The sequence below is a fragment of the Nocardia arthritidis genome, from assembly GCF_011801145.1.
Taxonomy (GTDB): domain Bacteria; phylum Actinomycetota; class Actinomycetes; order Mycobacteriales; family Mycobacteriaceae; genus Nocardia; species Nocardia arthritidis_A.
On the sequence record NZ_CP046172.1, the window covers coordinates 660,975 to 676,741 of the forward strand.

A 15,767-nucleotide genomic window follows, 5' to 3' on the forward strand; every position below is an offset into this window, starting at 1 on the left:
CAACCAGGACAACTAGGCTGCTGCGGTAATCCCCACCAGCTAAGGAGCAACGCGTGGCACGAGTCGTGGTCGAGGTGATGCCGAAGGCCGAAATCCTGGATCCGCAGGGACAGGCCATTGTCGGTGCGCTCCCGCGCCTGGGATTCGCCGGGGTCGCGGATGTGCGGCAGGGCAAGCGTTTCGAGCTCGAGGTGGACGACAGCGTCGGGGACCAGGAGCTCGAGCAGATCGCCGAGGCGCTGCTGTGCAACACCGTGATCGAGGACTGGAAGGTGGTGCGCCTGCCGTGACAGCCCGCATCGGTGTCATCACTTTTCCCGGCACGCTCGACGATGTCGACGCGGCGCGGGCGGTGCGGCTCGCGGGCGCCGAAGCGGTGAGCCTGTGGCACGCCGACGCCGACCTGAAGCAGGTCGACGCGGTGATCGTGCCCGGCGGATTCTCCTACGGCGACTATCTGCGGGCCGGCGCCATCGCCCGGTTCGCCCCGGTGATGGGTGAGGTGGTCCGCGCCGCGCGGCAGGGCATGCCGATCCTGGGTATCTGCAACGGTTTTCAGGTGCTGTGCGAGGCCGGACTGCTGCCCGGCGCGCTGACCCGCAACGAGGGCCTGCACTTCATCTGCCGCGACGAGTGGCTGCGGGTCGAGTCCACCGCGACCGCGTGGACCTCGCGCTACGAATCCGGCGCGCAGATCCTGATCCCGATCAAGAACGCCGAGGGCCGCTACCAGGCCTCGCCGCAGGTGCTCGACGAGCTGGAGGGCGAGGGCCGCGTGGTGTTCCGCTACGCGGGTGAGAACCCGAACGGTTCGCAGCGCGATATCGCGGGCATCGCCTCCGCCGACGGGCGCATCGTCGGCCTGATGCCGCATCCCGAGCATGCCACCGAGCCGCTCACCGGCCCGAGCGACGACGGCCTCGGCATGTTCTTCTCGGTGGTCGACACCCTCATCTCGGCCTGAAAACCCCTGGGGCGCCCCGGATTTCGCCGGGGCGTCAGGTGATCTGCGCGATGATGTCGAATTCGAATCCGTTCGCCAGCGCGATATAGCCCGGCTGCACCGCCTGATTTCCCAGGAAACCCCTACTGCCGCCGGGTGTTTCGAGTAGCACGCCCTGGTCGAGCGCCCGGTGCATCTCGGGCACCTCCAGCGATCCGACCGTTTCCGCGATCGCCTTCAGCGTGTGCACCGCCTCGTAGCTCATATTGCTGAAGCTGGTCAGCGCGGGCGCGAACGATCCGTGCAGTCTGCGGTAGCGATCCAACCGGTCCCGCCCGTCGGCGGTCTTCTCGTCGATGAAGAAGCTGGATGCCACATAGAAGTTGTGGTTGGCCGCGACGCCGCCTGCCAGCAACACATTCTCATCCGCCGCCGGACTGATCCTGATCTGTTTGTCGGCCCGGCCGGTGGCCGCGAACTGCCGGTTGAACCGCGCGACATCCGCACCGACCATGAGGATCACCACCCCGTCGGCCAGATCCAGCGCCGGATGCCCGAGGAAGTCGCCGAAGTCCGGCGCGCCGAGCGGGACGAACCGTTCCAGCACGATTGCCGACCGATCGCCGAGGCTGCGGCGGATGGCTCGGGCGGAGACATGCGGCCAGATGTAGTCGTTGCCGATGATCGCCCAGCTCCGGATGCCGAGTTCACGCTCCAACCAGTGGATCGCGGGCAACGTCTGCACCTCGGGATGTTCGCCGAGCATCAGGACGCCGGGCAGTTCGTCGGTGAGTCCCTCGTGCCCGGTGGCGTACAGGTACGGCACGCGGCTCGCATTGGCCTGGGATACGGCGAGCCGCACCGCGGAGGTGTGCCAGCCGGTGATCGCGTGCACCATTCCGGTGGCCAGTAGCGCCGCCACCTCGTCGGCCACTTCCTGGGGTCGGCGCCCGCCATCGATATTGGTGGTACGAATTTCCCGGCCCAGAATTCCGTCGCCGCGGTTGATTTCGTCGACCGCGAGTGAAATCGCCGCGTCACACGATGCGGCCACGATTCCCCCCGGTCCTTGTAACGGAACTATGTTGAGGATCTCGATCGTGCCGTCGGGGCTCTCGCCGAACGCGGACATTCGGTACTCTTCTCTACGTTCGAGCGAATTTCAGGGTAGGCGGGAAATAATGACGACCATTGTAAGCGGATATTCGACGCTGCATGGTGCGCTGCGAGCCGCCGAACGCGGTTGGCTGCGTCACTTGGATGCGGCGCTGTGCGCTAGGCAACTCACGGCGGATCAGTGGTCGATGCTATCCAATTTGTCCGCCGAGTCCGGTATCACCATGAGCGAGCTGGCCGCTCGGTCGCAGCTGGCGCCGTCCTCGGCCACCCGCCACGCCGACTTCCTGGCCGAACGCGGGCTCATCTTCCGTATCGCCGCGGAGGACGACCGCCGCCGGATCCTGATCGGGCTGAGCAAACTCGGCGTCGATCTGGTCGCCGCGGTGCGCGCCGAGGAGGCGCGGGCCGAGCACGAGCTGCGTTCGCGAATCGGTGCGCGCCGCTACACCGAGCTGATGCGATTGCTCGATCTGGTTTCCGCCGTCGATTGACGGGTCATCGGACGAATTCCCTTTGGTCCGTTTTTCTCCGGCGATAGCCGAGTGGAAAGTGGCTGCGTCGGTTGCCTTTCCGATTGAAATAGATCGGCGCTATCGCCGCGACCGAAAAGTCACAAAACGGTTGCGTTGTGCCCGGGGATAGCGATTGTCGATCATGTGGGTCATCGCCCGGATCGGACAAATGCCGCGCGGGGTGAAACGCCGTCCTCGGGCGCGGAACTCGTTGTGTCGTCCGAATACTCGGCAATAGCCGTGATCTATTGCGATGCGGGAGGGGTGTGCTCGCCGCCGGGGACGTGATCGGCGGTCGAAGGCGGCTCGAACAAGCGACCGGCCAAAACAAACTGTTCGGTCCTGTCCGGTTTTGACCGGGTTTGGTGCCTAGGATTCGGATATGCCCGTATCCACCACCGCCGCCACCGCAGTCGGACTGTGCGACTTCGTCGATTCCGCGCCGTCCCCGTTCCACGTCTGCCGCACGGTGGCACGGGAGTTGGAGGGCCACGGATTCACCCGGCTGCCGGAGTCGTCGCCGTGGCCGCTGGCCGATGTGGCGCGCCAGTACCCGTGGGGTGCGGCCAATCGGCAGCACCAGTCGGACGGCGCGGGACGGCATTACGTCATCCGCGGCGGGTCGCTGATCGCCTGGGCCGCTCCGGATTCGCTGGGCGCGGCCCCGTTCCGCATCGTCGGCGCGCACAGCGACAGCCCGAACCTGCGCGTCAAACAGCATCCGGATCTGTCCATCGCGGGCTGGCAGCTGGTCGGGCTGGAGCCGTACGGCGGCGCATGGCTCAACTCCTGGCTCGACCGCGACCTCGGCCTGTCCGGCCGGCTCAGCGTGCGCGACGGAAATGCGGTGAGCGAGCGGTTGGTTCGCATCGATGAGCCGATCCTGCGGGTGCCGCAGCTGGCCATCCACCTGTCCGACGACCGGCGCGGGGTGTCACTCGATCCACAGCGGCATCTGAACGCCGTGTGGGGCATCGGCGCCGAACCGCGCTCGTTCCTCGACTTCGTCGCCGAACACGCCAATGTCGACCCGGAGTCGGTGCTCGGCTGGGAGCTGATGGCACACGACCTTTCGCCGAGCCGCCTCGTCGGGCGCGACCGCGACCTGGTCAGCGCGCCCCGGCTGGACAACCAGGCCACCTGCTACGCGGGTATGCGCGCCTTCCTCGCCGCGATCGCCGAACCGGGCGCGGCGATCCCGGTGCTGGCGATCTTCGATCACGAGGAGGTCGGCAGCCAGTCGGACCGGGGCGCGCAGTCCGAATTCCTGCCGTCGGTGCTGGAGCGGGTCGTGCTGGCCCGCGGCGGCGGCCGCGCGGAATATCTGGCGGCGATCGCCGGATCCGTTTGCGCCTCGGGCGATATGGCGCACGCGACGCACCCCAACTACCCGGACCGGCACGAGCCGGCGCACCGCATCGAGGTGAACGGCGGCCCGGTGCTGAAGGTCAACCAGAACCTGCGCTACGCGACGGACGCCGCGGGCGCGGGCGCCTTCGCGCTGGCCTGTGCGCAGGCCGATGTGCCGTTGCAGCGCTATGTGCACCGCGCGGATCTGCCGTGCGGCTCGACCATCGGACCGATGACCGCCGCCCGCACCGGCATGACCACCGTGGATGTCGGCGCCGCCCAGTTGGCCATGCATTCGGCCAGGGAGCTGATGGGCGCCGCCGACATCACCTCCTACGCCGCGGCGCTGGCCGCCTTCCTGACGCCCGCGGTGACCGGGCGGTACGTGGTGGCCGCGAATACGAACACCGCCAGGGTCGCGATCACGTAGCTGCTGCCGATCACCTGCTGCCACCAGGCCCAACCCAATTCGCGGTCGTTGCTGTGCGGCAGCAGCCACTGCGGGCCGATCAGGAACAGCAGGCCGAATCCGGCGACGGCCGCGACGAATCCGCGATTGCGTTTACCTTTGGCGATGGCATCGGCGGCGACGACCAGCGCGGGCGCCACCCACACCCAGTGATGCGACCAGGACACCGGCGAAACCAGCAGCACGGCAGCGGCATTCACCAGCAGCGCCGCCACCGTGGCACCGGCCCCGATGAGCCGGTGCATCCACACCGCGGCCAGCGCGACGGCCATCGCCGAAAGCGCGACCCATATCACCGTGGCCAGCGAGTTGGATACCCCGAGCCGGAACGCCAAACCCTTGATCGACTGGTTGCCCGCGAAGAACGGCGGGCCGATGCGCCCGGTATCGGCGAGCGTGTGGAACCAGTACTCGACCGAATCGCTCGGGAACAGCGCGAATCCGATGCCGACCGCGACGGCGGCCGAGATCACCAGCGTGACGGCCGCCTTCCAATCCCGGCGCAGCAGGAAGTAGAGCAGGTATCCGGCCGGGATCAGCTTGACCGAAACGGCGATGCCGATCAGCATGCCGCGCGGCCAAAATGGTTTGCGGACAAGGCAATCCAGCGTGATCGCGGCCATCAGCACCAGGTTGATCTGGCCGAATCCGAAGGTCTGGCGCAGCGGTTCGAGCACCTGGGTCACCGCGATGATCGCGATGACCAGGGTCAGCATCGTCATCCGGGACAGGCCGGGACGGATGCGGGCCAGCACCAGCCAGAGCGTGATGCCGAGGCTGAACAGCGAGGTGGCCAGCACCAGCACCTCGGCGAGCGCGAGCGGCATCAGCGAAAGCGGTGCGAAGAACAGCGCGGCCAGCGGCGGATAGGTGAACGGCAACCCGATTCCGGCGACCGGGGGCATCGGACCGTATAGCTCGCCGTCGTTCAACCAGACCCGCGCACCGTTGCGATAGACCTGCAGGTCGATATAGCCGGACCACCAGTGCGCGAGCAGCGAGACCACCGCCGACACCGCGAACAGGGCGATGGCGGCGATCAGCCAGCGCACGGAAGAGGGTGGCTCGGAGGCGGATTCGGCCTCGTCCACCGGTTCGGAATTCGCGATATCCGGCCGCGCCTCGTCCATAGCGACAGACTGCTCGCCCGGATGCGCGACCCCCGATCCATCGTTCACCGCCACAGGGTATCGGTTGCGGGCGAACCGGTGGTTCCGCATACCCGCGCGCCCAACACGCCACTTCGTCGAGGGTGGTAGACGTCGGACCGGACGCCTGCTAAGGCCCTCACCTGCGGGGGCGGTAAACGCTGCCTCTAGACTGAGCGCCAGGCATCTCGCCGCGACTTCGTCGGCTGCCACCCAGGGGCTTGCCCCACCCTTGCCGACCCCATGCCCGGCCGAAAGGACCCTGGTACTCCGTGACTCCGCAGGTCGACACCGTCAGCGCAGCCGCAGCAACCCCCGATGTACCGCAGCCCTACAAGGAATTGGGGCTCAAGGACGACGAGTACGCCCGCATCAGGGAGATCCTCGGGCGCAGGCCTACGGATGCCGAGCTGGCCATGTACTCGGTGATGTGGAGCGAACACTGCTCCTACAAGTCCTCGAAGGTGCATCTGCGCTACTTCGGCGAAACCACCACCGATGAGATGCGCGCGTCCATGTTGGCGGGCATCGGCGAGAACGCGGGCGTCGTCGATATCGGCGACGGATGGGCGGTCACCTTCAAGGTGGAGAGCCACAATCACCCGTCCTATGTCGAGCCGTATCAGGGCGCGGCCACCGGCGTCGGCGGCATCGTGCGCGACATCATGGCGATGGGCGCCCGGCCGATCGCGGTGATGGATCAGCTGCGGTTCGGTGCGGCGGACGCGCCCGACACCCGGCGCGTCGTCGACGGCGTCGTGCGCGGCGTCGGCGGCTACGGCAATTCGCTCGGCCTGCCGAATGTCGGCGGCGAGACCGTTTTCGACGCCTCGTACCAGGGCAATCCGCTGGTGAACGCGCTGTGCGCCGGTGTGATGCGGGTCGAGGATCTGCATCTGGCCTTCGCGTCCGGCAAGGGCAACAAGATCATTCTGTTCGGCGCGCGCACCGGTCTCGACGGTATCGGCGGCGTCTCGGTGCTGGCCTCGGACACCTTCTCCGGTGACGAGTCGGGCACCGGCCGCAAGAAGCTGCCGAGCGTGCAGGTCGGCGACCCGTTCGCGGAGAAGGTGCTCATCGAGTGCTGCCTCGAGCTGTACGCGGCCCGGCTGGTGGTCGGCATCCAGGACCTCGGCGGTGCCGGATTGTCTTGCGCCACTTCCGAACTCGCGGCCGCAGGTGATGGTGGCATGCATATCGACCTGACCAAGGTGCCGCTGCGGGCCAAGAATATGACCCCGGCCGAGATTCTCTCCAGCGAATCGCAGGAGCGCATGTGCGCCGTGGTCACCCCGGACAATGTCGACGCGTTCATGGCGGTGTGCCGCAAGTGGGATGTGCTGGCCACGGTGATCGGCGAGGTCACCGACGGCGACCGGCTCGTCGTCACCTGGCACGGCGAGACCGTCGTCGACGTGCCGCCGCGCACCGTCGCGCACGAGGGCCCGGTCTATCAGCGCCCGGTGCGCCGCCCCGACGAACAGGACGCACTGATCGCCGACACACCCGATCGGCTGAGCCGTCCGAAGACCGGCGAGGAGCTGCGGGAAACGTTGCTGCGCATGGTGTCCAGCCCGCAGCTGTGCAGCCGCAGGTGGATCATCGAACAGTACGACCGCTACGTGCGCGGCAACACCGTGCTCGCCGAGCACGCCGACGCGGGCGTCGTCCGGATCGATGAGACATCCGGCCGCGGTATCGCGCTGGCCACCGACGCGTCCGGCCGCTACACCAAACTCGACCCCTACACCGGTGCACAGCTGGCGCTGGCCGAGGCGTTCCGCAATGTCGCGACCACCGGCGCGACGCCGAAGGCCGTCACCAACTGCCTCAACTTCGGTTCCCCCGAGGATCCCGGCGTGATGTGGCAGTTCCAGCAGGCCGTGCGCGGTCTCGCGGATGGCTGTGTGGCCCTTGGCATTCCGGTTACCGGCGGCAACGTCAGCTTCTACAACCAGACCGGGCAGGACGCCATCCTGCCGACGCCGGTGGTCGGCGTGCTCGGCGTGATCGACGACGTGCACCGCCGCATCCCCACCGGGCTCGGCCTCGAACCGGGCGAGACGCTGATCCTGCTCGGCGAAACCCGGGACGAATTCGGCGGTTCCATCTGGTCGCAGGTGGCGCACGACCACCTCGGTGGCCTGCCGCCGAAGGTCGACTTCGCCCGTGAACAGCTGCTCGCCGAGGTGCTCACCGCCGGTTCGCGCGACGGCATGATCAGCGCGGCGCACGACCTTTCGGAGGGCGGCCTCGCACAGGCCGTCGTCGAGGCCGCGCTGGCGGGCGAAACCGGTTGCCGCATCCTGCTTCCCGAGGGCGCCGACCCGTTCGTCACGCTGTTCTCCGAATCGGCGGGCCGGGTGCTCGTCGCGGTGCCGCGCTCGGAGGAGACCAGGTTCACCCGCATGTGCGATGCGCGCGAATTGCCTTGGGTGCGTATCGGCGTCGTCGATCAGGGCTCGGATTCCGTTGAGGTGCAAGGGCAGTTCTCGGTCACCATGGCGGAGCTGCGCGAGGCCTTCGAAGGCACATTGCCCAAGCTCTTCGGGAAGTTCGCCGGCTGAGGCGGGGCGGGGCTTCGGCCTCGCCCACCGCGCGAGTGTGATCTCCGACCTGGCTACCGCGTGGCGGACCCGGCAACGCGCCCGATGCCGGTACCGGACAGCCATACTGTTGCGGTGTCCGAGACCGCCGCGACCCTGACGAGGCTGCGTGACCGCAGCGTCGTGGTCATCCGGCGCATCGAGCGGATCATCGACCTCAATTACGTCGGGCTGGTCGTCGCGACCGTATTCTTCGCGCTCTCGGTGACGCCGTCGCTGGTGCCGCGCGATTGGCTGTTCCAGGGGTTGATCAGCGGTATCAACGCCGCGCTCGGATACGGGCTCGGCTGCGTGCTGGAATGGTTGTTCCGGCTGTGGGTCCGGCCGCGGATCAAGTGGGCCGGGCCGTCCGTCCGGATCCGCGACGCGATCAAATCGGCGATCCTGTTCCTCTCCGCGCTGACCGCGGCCGCGATGCTGGTGCAGTCGGCGCGCTGGCAGCGGGAGATCACCGCGCTGATGGGGATGACCGGCACCACGACACCGGCCTATCTGCGCACCGGACTGCTGAGCGTGGCGGTCGGCATGGCCGTCATCGCGGTGTACCGGACGTTGCGCGAGATCATCCTTTTTCTGGCCCGCTGGCTGATGCGCTGGGTGCGCATACCGCGCGAGCTCGCGACGTTCGCGGGCTTCCTGGTGCTGGTGATCCTGATCGTCACCATCTACAACGGTGTCGCGGTGCGCGCCTTCTTCGCGGTGGCCAATTCCGCGTTCAGCGTGCGCAACGACCACACCTCACAGAACGCGGTGCAGCCGCAGCAGCCGCAGCGTTCCGGCAGCCCGGAGTCGCTGGCGAAATGGGAGACGCTCGGTTTCGAGGGGCGCTGGTTCGTCTCGCACGGGCCGACCGCCAGCCGGATCACCGCCATCACCGGACGCGCCGCCAAGGAACCGATCCGCGCCTACGTCGGCCTCGAATCGGCGAAAAACGGTGTGACGCGGGAACAACTGGCGGTCGACGAACTCGAGCGGATGCACGCGTTCGACCGGAAGGTGCTCGTCGTCATCACCACCACCGGCACCGGATGGGTGAATTCCCTTGCCGCAGGGGCGATCGAGTACATGTACGGCGGTGACACCGCGCTGGTGGCCACCCAGTACTCGTACCTGCCGAGCGTGCTCTCGTTCCTGGCGGACCGCGGAAAGGCCACCGACGCAGGGAAGAAGCTGTTCGACGCGGTGTACGAGCATTGGTCGGCCCGGCCGCCCGATGCGCGGCCGAAGCTGTTCGTCTACGGCGAGAGCCTGGGTTCGCAGGGTTCCGAGGCGGCCTTCGACGGTCTGGCCGATCTGCGCGCCAAGGTGGACGGTGCGCTGTGGGTCGGGCCGCCGAATTCGAATCGGCTGTGGCGTCAGTTCGTCACGCGGCGCGACCCGGGATCGCGCGAGGTGCAACCGGTGTACGCGGACGGGCTGGTGGTCCGATTCGCCTCGGACAGTGCCGATTTGGCTCGGCCGTCGACCGAATGGCGAGAGCCGCGCATCGCCTATCTGCAGCACGCGTCCGACCCGATCGTCTGGTGGTCGACGGATTTGATTTTCTCCCAGCCTGATTGGCTGTCCGAACCGCGCGGCTCCGATGTCACCTCGCAGATGCGCTGGTGGCCGTTCGTCACCTTCTGGCAGGTGGCGGCCGATCTCACCAATGCGCAGGGTGTCACCGACGGGCACGGGCACCGGTACGGCAGCCTGGTCCTCGACGGCTGGGTCGCCGTCGCCGAACCGCCGGGCTGGACCGCTGACCTCGCGGACCGGGTGCGCGCGGAACTGGAATCCGCCGAAGACAACGAGCGGAAGACCAAGTGAGAGTTGTTGCGGCCATTGGTCTTCCGCTGATCTGGAGTGATGCGGTGCTGCCCCGGCTCGGGCTCGGGATACGCGGGCGCACGGTGGCCAATGCCGGATTCGCCACCGGGTATTCGCTGGTTTTCGGTGGGCGACCGAACTGGTTGTCGGCCAAGGGGTTCCGGTACGGTCTCGGCGCTGGTTCGGTAATTGCCGCCGGTTACGCTGTCGCGCTTGCTGTTCCGTCGATGCGGAAACGGCTGCGCGGTTTCGGCGACCGGGCACCGGAAGTCTCGGTAGCCGAATGGGTCGGCGTGCACATTCCGGTCGGGACGGTGTACAGCGAGGAGATGGTCTTCCGGGCGACGCTGGATCCATTGCTGGACAACACCTTTGGCGAGTCGGCCGGGTCGGTCCTCGGATCTGTGGTGTTCGGCTTCTGGCATATTCACCCAGCCCGCGCTGCCGGGGACAGCGTCCCAGTAGCGGTTGCGGCGACCACGGTCGGCGGCCTGGTGCTCGGCTGGCTGCGCCGCCGAACCGGCAGCGCGCTGGCTCCGGCGCTGCTGCACCTGGCGGTCAACGTAGGCGGGGCCGTCGCGCCACAGGTTGCCCGGGACTGAAGGTCCGGGTGCGCGCTCTTCGGTTCGCGTAACGGCAATTGGCTTCTCGCGCTGGCTACCGCATGCACGAGAAGCTGAAGCACGCGGGTGGCATCCGTCAGTGGGCTCTCTACCGGTCTGAAGTGCGCAAATAGCTAAGTCGACAACCAGATGTTGCAGACAGCGTTCCCGTATGCGTACAGTGTTCGCAACACAGAAACACCGTACGCAACAGACCTGAATAGCTAGGAGCAAGACAATGTCGAAGCGCAGCACCGCCAGCTGGAACACCAAGGGTGAGTGGAAAGTTCAGGGCGAGTGGGGCACCGCCGACTCGACGGGCCGCCGGTTCCAGGTCGCCGACTGGCAGCGCCGGTTGGACACCCTGCGGGACAAGTACCACGTGCCGGGCGCGCAGCTGGCCGTGCTGGTCGATGGTGAGATCTTCGAGCTCGCAAGCGGCGTGTTGCATCGCGGGACTGGTGTCGAGGTGACCACCGATTCGGTATTCCTCTGCGGCTCGGTCGCCAAGACATACACCGCGACGATGATCATGATGCTGGTCGATCAGGGCAAGTTGGATCTGGACGCGAAGGTGGTCGAGGTGCTGCCGGAGTTCGGCACACCCGATCCGGCCGACACCGCGGTGATCACCATCCGTCAATTGCTCAGCCACACCGGTGGTCTCACGAACGACTTCAACCTCGACACCGGGCGCGGTGATGACTGCATCGCGAAATACGTTGCGGCGCTGCGTGAGGTCGCGCTGGACTGCCGCCCCGGCACCGCGATCTCCTACGGCAGCACGGGCTTCATGGTGCTCGGCCGGATCATCGAGGTGCTCACCGGTCTGACCTGGGACCAGGCCGTGCACGAGATGATCGCAGTCCCACTGGGTCTCGACCATCTGGTGACGTTGCCGGAGCAGGCGCTGAAGTTCCGGGTCGCGATGAGCCACCTCGGCGAGCCGGGGCAGTACCCGGAACCGACGCCCGAATGGGATCTGATGCCGCGGTCGGTCTCGCCCGGCGCCCGAGTGATCAGCAGCGCGGGCGATATGGTGCGCTTCGCCCGCATGCACCTGGACGGCGGCCGGGCCGCCGATGGAACGTCCGTACTGTCCGCGGAAACCGTTGCGGCCATGCAGCGGCAGGAGATCGACGTGCCGGACAAGTGGACCGTCAGCGCCGATGGCTGGGGTCTCGGCTGGACCCTCTACAACTGGGACGGCATCAAGGGCATCGGCCACGACGGCGCGGCGATCGGCCAGTACGCCTACCTACGCGCGATCCCAGCGGCCGGTGTCGCGGTCGCGCTGCTCACCAATGGTGGTGGCGCACGCGAGCTCTACGCGGACCTGTTCCGAGAGTTGTTGGCCGAGTTGGCCGGTGTGCGCATGCCGGAGCCGTTCGCACCGGCGAACCCGCCGATTCGCGTCGATATCGACCGCTTCGTCGGCGTCTACCAGCGTGCGGGCGTTGTCGTCACCGTGAGCAAGCGCGAGGACGGTTCCGCGCACCTGCTTTACGAATTCGTCGACGGCATGGCCGACCTGTCACCCGCGCTCAGTATGGATCTGGAGCCGGTCAGCGACACCGTATTCGCCGCGTCGGGCGCCGGACCCTCGTTCAGCGAAGGTTATATGCCGGTCGTGTTCGCCACCCTCGCCGATGGCACCGAATGCGTCTACATCGGCATGCGTGCGACACCGAAAAAGCAGTGACACAACCTAATTGGTCGATGTGAGGGCCGGGCAATCGCTCGGCCCTCAGTCGTGCCCATGGCTCAACGAGCTTTGGGACCGGCTCAGCGGTGCGGTCTCGAGCGCGGGCGGCGAGCCGGGAAGGGGCCTCTCGAATCGACTCAGCGTTCCTTGCCGTCCGGGCCCGCAAATCGTTCCAGCAGCGCGGACTTGATTCCCGGCCGCGAACCGAAGACAAGTGTGAAAGTGGCTTCACGAGAGGTGCGTTCGGCCAGGCTGCCGCGAACCAGCGCGGCACTGCCGGTGGCCGTCACCAATGTGTTGGCCGCGCGGACCGCGAGCTCGGAGGCGGCGGCCCGTGCGGTGTATATATCCCCCTGGCCGGTGAGCGCGGCGTCCAAATCCTTTCGGATGGCGGCGGATTCGGCGGCGAGTGCGGTGGTGTCGACGCCGAGCGCGGGGAGTTCGGTCAGCGCCCTGCGGACCAAACCGAGCGCGAGCGAGCCGTTGCGCCAGGCGGCGACGATATACGAGGCATGGAACGACCGCAGCGAAAACCTGCTGTCCACAGCGGAATCCGGGACCGTGAGTCCGTCGAAGGCGGCGGTGACGGTCCGGCTCGCGTCGACCGCGGTGAGCGGCAGCGGCTCGACGCGCAACCGCGGCCCGGCCTCGGCGGGCACGATGAGGCTGATCAGCGATTCGGGATCCTCGGCATCCCGCGCGACGACGCCGATCACGTCGACCATGCCCCAGCCGGTGATGAACGGCGCCGTACCTTCCAGCGCATAGCCGGTGCCGCGGCGCCGGGCGAGCAGCGACGGCCGCTCCGCGGCGCCCGCGTAGCTGACACCCGAGCGAACCCGCCCGGACCGGATGTCCTCGGTAAGTCGTTCGCGCAGTTCCACATTCGGTGAGTTCGCGATGCGCCGCGCGACGCCGAGGTGCTGTGCCCAGACGAACGAGGTGGCCAGGCAGCCCGCGATCAGTACCTCACCGACATCGGTGAACGCGTCGAGACCGACATCCTCGCGCATGGAGATGCCGTAGAGGCCGGCCTCGGCCAGCCGATCGAAGTTTTCCCGCGGGATCTCGCCGGTGCGGTCGACCTCGGCGGCATGCGGCGCCAAAACCTCATCGGCCAGTTGTCGTGCACGCTCGGTCCAGGAAGTCATAGCTGCCATCATCGCGGGCCTGGTAGATCGGTGCGCGCCGGGGGAGAGCCGGCGTGGCCGTTACCAAGCGGTTGCCGAAATCCGGGCTACGCGCAAGCGGAACCATACTCTCCGTTATGAACCGGTCGTCGGCTGTTCAGATCACGGCCAACCGGGCGGGTGACCATGGGGTTTGCCGGATAACCGGCAGCAGGACAGTTATCACCCATCGGGCAATTGGGGGCCCGACCATGCAAGATCAGAACGGCGCGCCGAAGTACACCATGCGCATCAGCCGGTTGACCATCGACAAACTCGGAATCCGGCTCTACGACCGGGTTTCCGCGGTACTGGCCGAACTCATCGCCAACTCCTACGACGCCGACGCCACCCGCGTCGATGTCGCGCTGCCGTGGGGCGTGACGCTCGCGGGCACCGTGCACGACGCGGACCGAGGTCCCTACGAGATCGTGGTGCAGGACAACGGGCACGGTATGACCGCCGCCGAGGTCAATGCGCACTATCTGATGGTCGGATCCGATCGCCGGGTGCGCACCGGCACCGACCTGTCCCGCAAGCTGGACCGTCCGGTCATGGGCCGCAAGGGAATCGGCAAGCTGGCCGCATTCGGCATCTGCCGCACCATCGAGGTGATCACCGCGGGCGGCGTCGACGCGGAACGCACCCCCGAGGGCTGGCCGGTCGCCAACATCATCATGAGCCTGGACGACATGCTGTCCGATACCGAGCGCGACTACCACCCGCGCCCGGGCGCCAGGGACGGCACCTTCAGCGCCGAACGCGGAACCACCGTCATACTGCGCGATTTCTTCCGCAAGCGGGTGAATACCGGACCCGAGTTGAGCAGGCAGCTGGCCGCGCGGTTCGGTTTGGAACGCACCGATTGGCAGGTGTGCGTACGCAACAGCCTCTCGGTCGGGCGGCCACAGATGTTCCTGCTCAGCGATCTGCCCATCGACCTGATGGAGGAAACCAGGATCGATGTGTCGAAAATGCCTGTGCGCGTTGGCAATCAGTACCTTCCGGTATCCGGCTGGGCGGCCTACTCCAAACATCCGTACAAGGACGAGTCGATGGCCGGGGTGCGGATATACGCCCGCGGCAAATTGGTCGCGCAGACCAGGGATTTCGGTATCGCATCCGGTTTCACCGGCGAATTCAAGTTGCGTTCCTACCTCGTCGGCGCCATCCACGTGAACTGGCTCGACGACGAAGAGGATCTCGTTCGCTCCGACCGCCAGGACATCATGTGGAATTCCGAACGGGGCGAAGCGCTTTCGGCCTGGGGCCGGAATCTGGTGCGGGAACTCGGCAGGCGGGGCGAGAATTCGGTGAAGCGGCGGGTGTGGGAGGAATTCCTGGACAAGTCCTCGATTCAGACCCTGCTGCAGGCATTGGCGCCCAACGACAGGAACTTCCGCAAATCGGTGATGGACGCCGCCCGAATCCTGGTGAACAACAAGGACAGAGCGGCGCTGGAGGATCCCGCGCATATCGACAGCATTGTCCGCCTCGCGCTTTCGCTCGGGCCGCAGCGCAGCCTGCTGGAAACCTTGAAGGAAGTCGCCGAGGACAACAACAACCAGCTGGATGTCGTTGTCGCGCTGTTCGAAACGGCCAGGGTGGCCGAGGTGTACTCACTCGGCCAGATCGCCTCGGAGCGGGTCGCGGTGGTGAATCGCTTGCAGGACTTGATCGATGACCGCCGCTCGCTGGAAAGACCGTTCCAGGAATTGATCGAGCGGGCGCCGTGGCTGCTCGCGCCGGAGTGGACGCCGCTCGGCATGAACGAATCGCTGAAGCGGGTGCGGGCCAGCTTCGAGCGCTGGTACGCACAGAAATTCGGCACGAAGCTGGTCACCACCGCGATCGGCAGCGAGAAGCGCGAACCCGATTTCGTACTGCTGCACGATGCGGGCGAGCTGTGGATCGTCGAGATCAAGCGGATGGACTATCACCTCACCGACGAGGAATACAACCGCGCGATCAACTACCTGTACTCGCTGGACCGCTTCCTCAACGACAATCCGCGCATCGGTGAGCAATTCCCGCGCCGCAGACTGACTTTCATCGTCGACCACATCGACAAGCTGGGTCCGGCCTCACTGTCCTCACTGGCCAGCGACAACCGGATCGATCGGCGCACCTGGCGGGAACTGCTCGACGCCACGCTGCGCGCGCATCGCGACTTCCTGGACCGGGTATACGCCATGCGGCTGGGTGAACCTGATGAAGCGGGCGGCCGAGCCGTCGGCCAATAGGCCGCCCCGACCGGGCGGTGTGGTGCGAGTCGCGGCGCACCGCACCGCCCGCCAACCGCTCGCATTCGGCTGTCGGCGCCACGCAGTACCCT

The 15,767-nt window shown here is 67.0% G+C and carries 12 protein-coding genes; 9 read left to right on the plus strand and 3 right to left on the minus strand.

Annotation, left to right across the window (positions count from 1 at the left end; genetic code table 11):
• The first annotated feature begins 53 nt into the window (after window positions 1-53).
• Both purS and purQ read left to right on the plus strand, forming a co-directional pair.
• Entirely contained in the window at window positions 54-290 is a 237-nt protein-coding gene (gene purS, locus F5544_RS03130) for a phosphoribosylformylglycinamidine synthase subunit PurS (protein ID WP_167471767.1), read from the plus strand.
• Window positions 287-964, plus strand: coding sequence for a phosphoribosylformylglycinamidine synthase subunit PurQ (gene purQ / locus F5544_RS03135; protein ID WP_167471768.1), 678 nt, complete (start codon window positions 287-289; stop codon window positions 962-964). The genes purS and purQ overlap by 4 nt, the downstream gene beginning before the upstream one ends.
• Window positions 965-998: 34 nt before the next feature.
• Here the strand turns inward: purQ and F5544_RS03140 are convergent, their stop codons facing one another.
• On the minus strand, window positions 999-2,075 hold the full coding sequence (locus F5544_RS03140) for a substrate-binding domain-containing protein (protein ID WP_167471769.1): 1,077 nt from the start codon (window positions 2,073-2,075) through the stop codon (window positions 999-1,001).
• 49 nt (window positions 2,076-2,124) lie between these two features.
• On the opposite strand from F5544_RS03140, the gene F5544_RS03145 reads away from it, so the two are divergent.
• Window positions 2,125-2,553: a MarR family winged helix-turn-helix transcriptional regulator gene (locus F5544_RS03145; RefSeq protein WP_167471770.1), complete on the plus strand. Its 429-nt coding sequence runs from the start codon at window positions 2,125-2,127 to the stop codon at window positions 2,551-2,553.
• A gap of 403 nt (window positions 2,554-2,956) precedes the next feature.
• The gene (locus F5544_RS03150) at window positions 2,957-4,354 is read left to right on the plus strand and encodes a M18 family aminopeptidase (protein WP_167471771.1); all 1,398 of its coding nucleotides are present in this window, start codon (window positions 2,957-2,959) and stop codon (window positions 4,352-4,354) included.
• On the opposite strand, the gene F5544_RS03155 is transcribed toward F5544_RS03150, so the two are convergent.
• Window positions 4,258-5,571: a glycosyltransferase 87 family protein gene (locus F5544_RS03155; RefSeq protein WP_238847058.1), complete on the minus strand. Its 1,314-nt coding sequence runs from the start codon at window positions 5,569-5,571 to the stop codon at window positions 4,258-4,260. The genes F5544_RS03150 and F5544_RS03155 overlap by 97 nt on opposite strands.
• 242 nt (window positions 5,572-5,813) lie before the next feature.
• Between F5544_RS03155 and purL the strand changes: the two genes are divergently transcribed.
• The 4 genes from purL (at window position 5,814) to F5544_RS03175 (ending at window position 12,260) form a co-directional block, all read left to right on the plus strand.
• Complete coding sequence (purL, locus tag F5544_RS03160) at window positions 5,814-8,108, plus strand: phosphoribosylformylglycinamidine synthase subunit PurL (RefSeq protein WP_167471772.1); 2,295 nt, start codon at window positions 5,814-5,816, stop codon at window positions 8,106-8,108.
• Window positions 8,109-8,192: 84 nt separating this feature from the next.
• On the plus strand, window positions 8,193-9,956 hold the full coding sequence (locus tag F5544_RS03165; RefSeq protein ID WP_167471773.1) for an alpha/beta hydrolase: 1,764 nt from the start codon (window positions 8,193-8,195) through the stop codon (window positions 9,954-9,956).
• Window positions 9,953-10,558, plus strand: coding sequence for a CPBP family intramembrane glutamic endopeptidase (locus tag F5544_RS03170; protein ID WP_167471774.1), 606 nt, complete (start codon window positions 9,953-9,955; stop codon window positions 10,556-10,558). Before F5544_RS03165 ends, F5544_RS03170 begins: the two co-directional genes overlap by 4 nt.
• Before the next feature lie 238 nt (window positions 10,559-10,796).
• Entirely contained in the window at window positions 10,797-12,260 is a 1,464-nt protein-coding gene (locus F5544_RS03175; RefSeq protein ID WP_167471775.1) for a serine hydrolase domain-containing protein, read from the plus strand.
• A gap of 140 nt (window positions 12,261-12,400) precedes the next feature.
• Here F5544_RS03175 and F5544_RS03180 read toward each other — a convergent pair whose 3' ends face one another.
• Window positions 12,401-13,414 carry an acyl-CoA dehydrogenase family protein gene (locus tag F5544_RS03180; protein ID WP_238847059.1) on the minus strand — a complete coding sequence of 338 codons (1,014 nt, stop codon included), beginning with the start codon at window positions 13,412-13,414 and terminating at the stop codon, window positions 12,401-12,403.
• A gap of 230 nt (window positions 13,415-13,644) precedes the next feature.
• Between F5544_RS03180 and F5544_RS03185 the strand changes: the two genes are divergently transcribed.
• Window positions 13,645-15,675 (plus strand): ATP-binding protein, encoded by a 2,031-nt coding sequence (locus F5544_RS03185; RefSeq protein ID WP_167471777.1) that lies wholly within the window; start codon window positions 13,645-13,647, stop codon window positions 15,673-15,675.
• The last annotated feature ends 92 nt before the right edge of the window (window positions 15,676-15,767 follow it).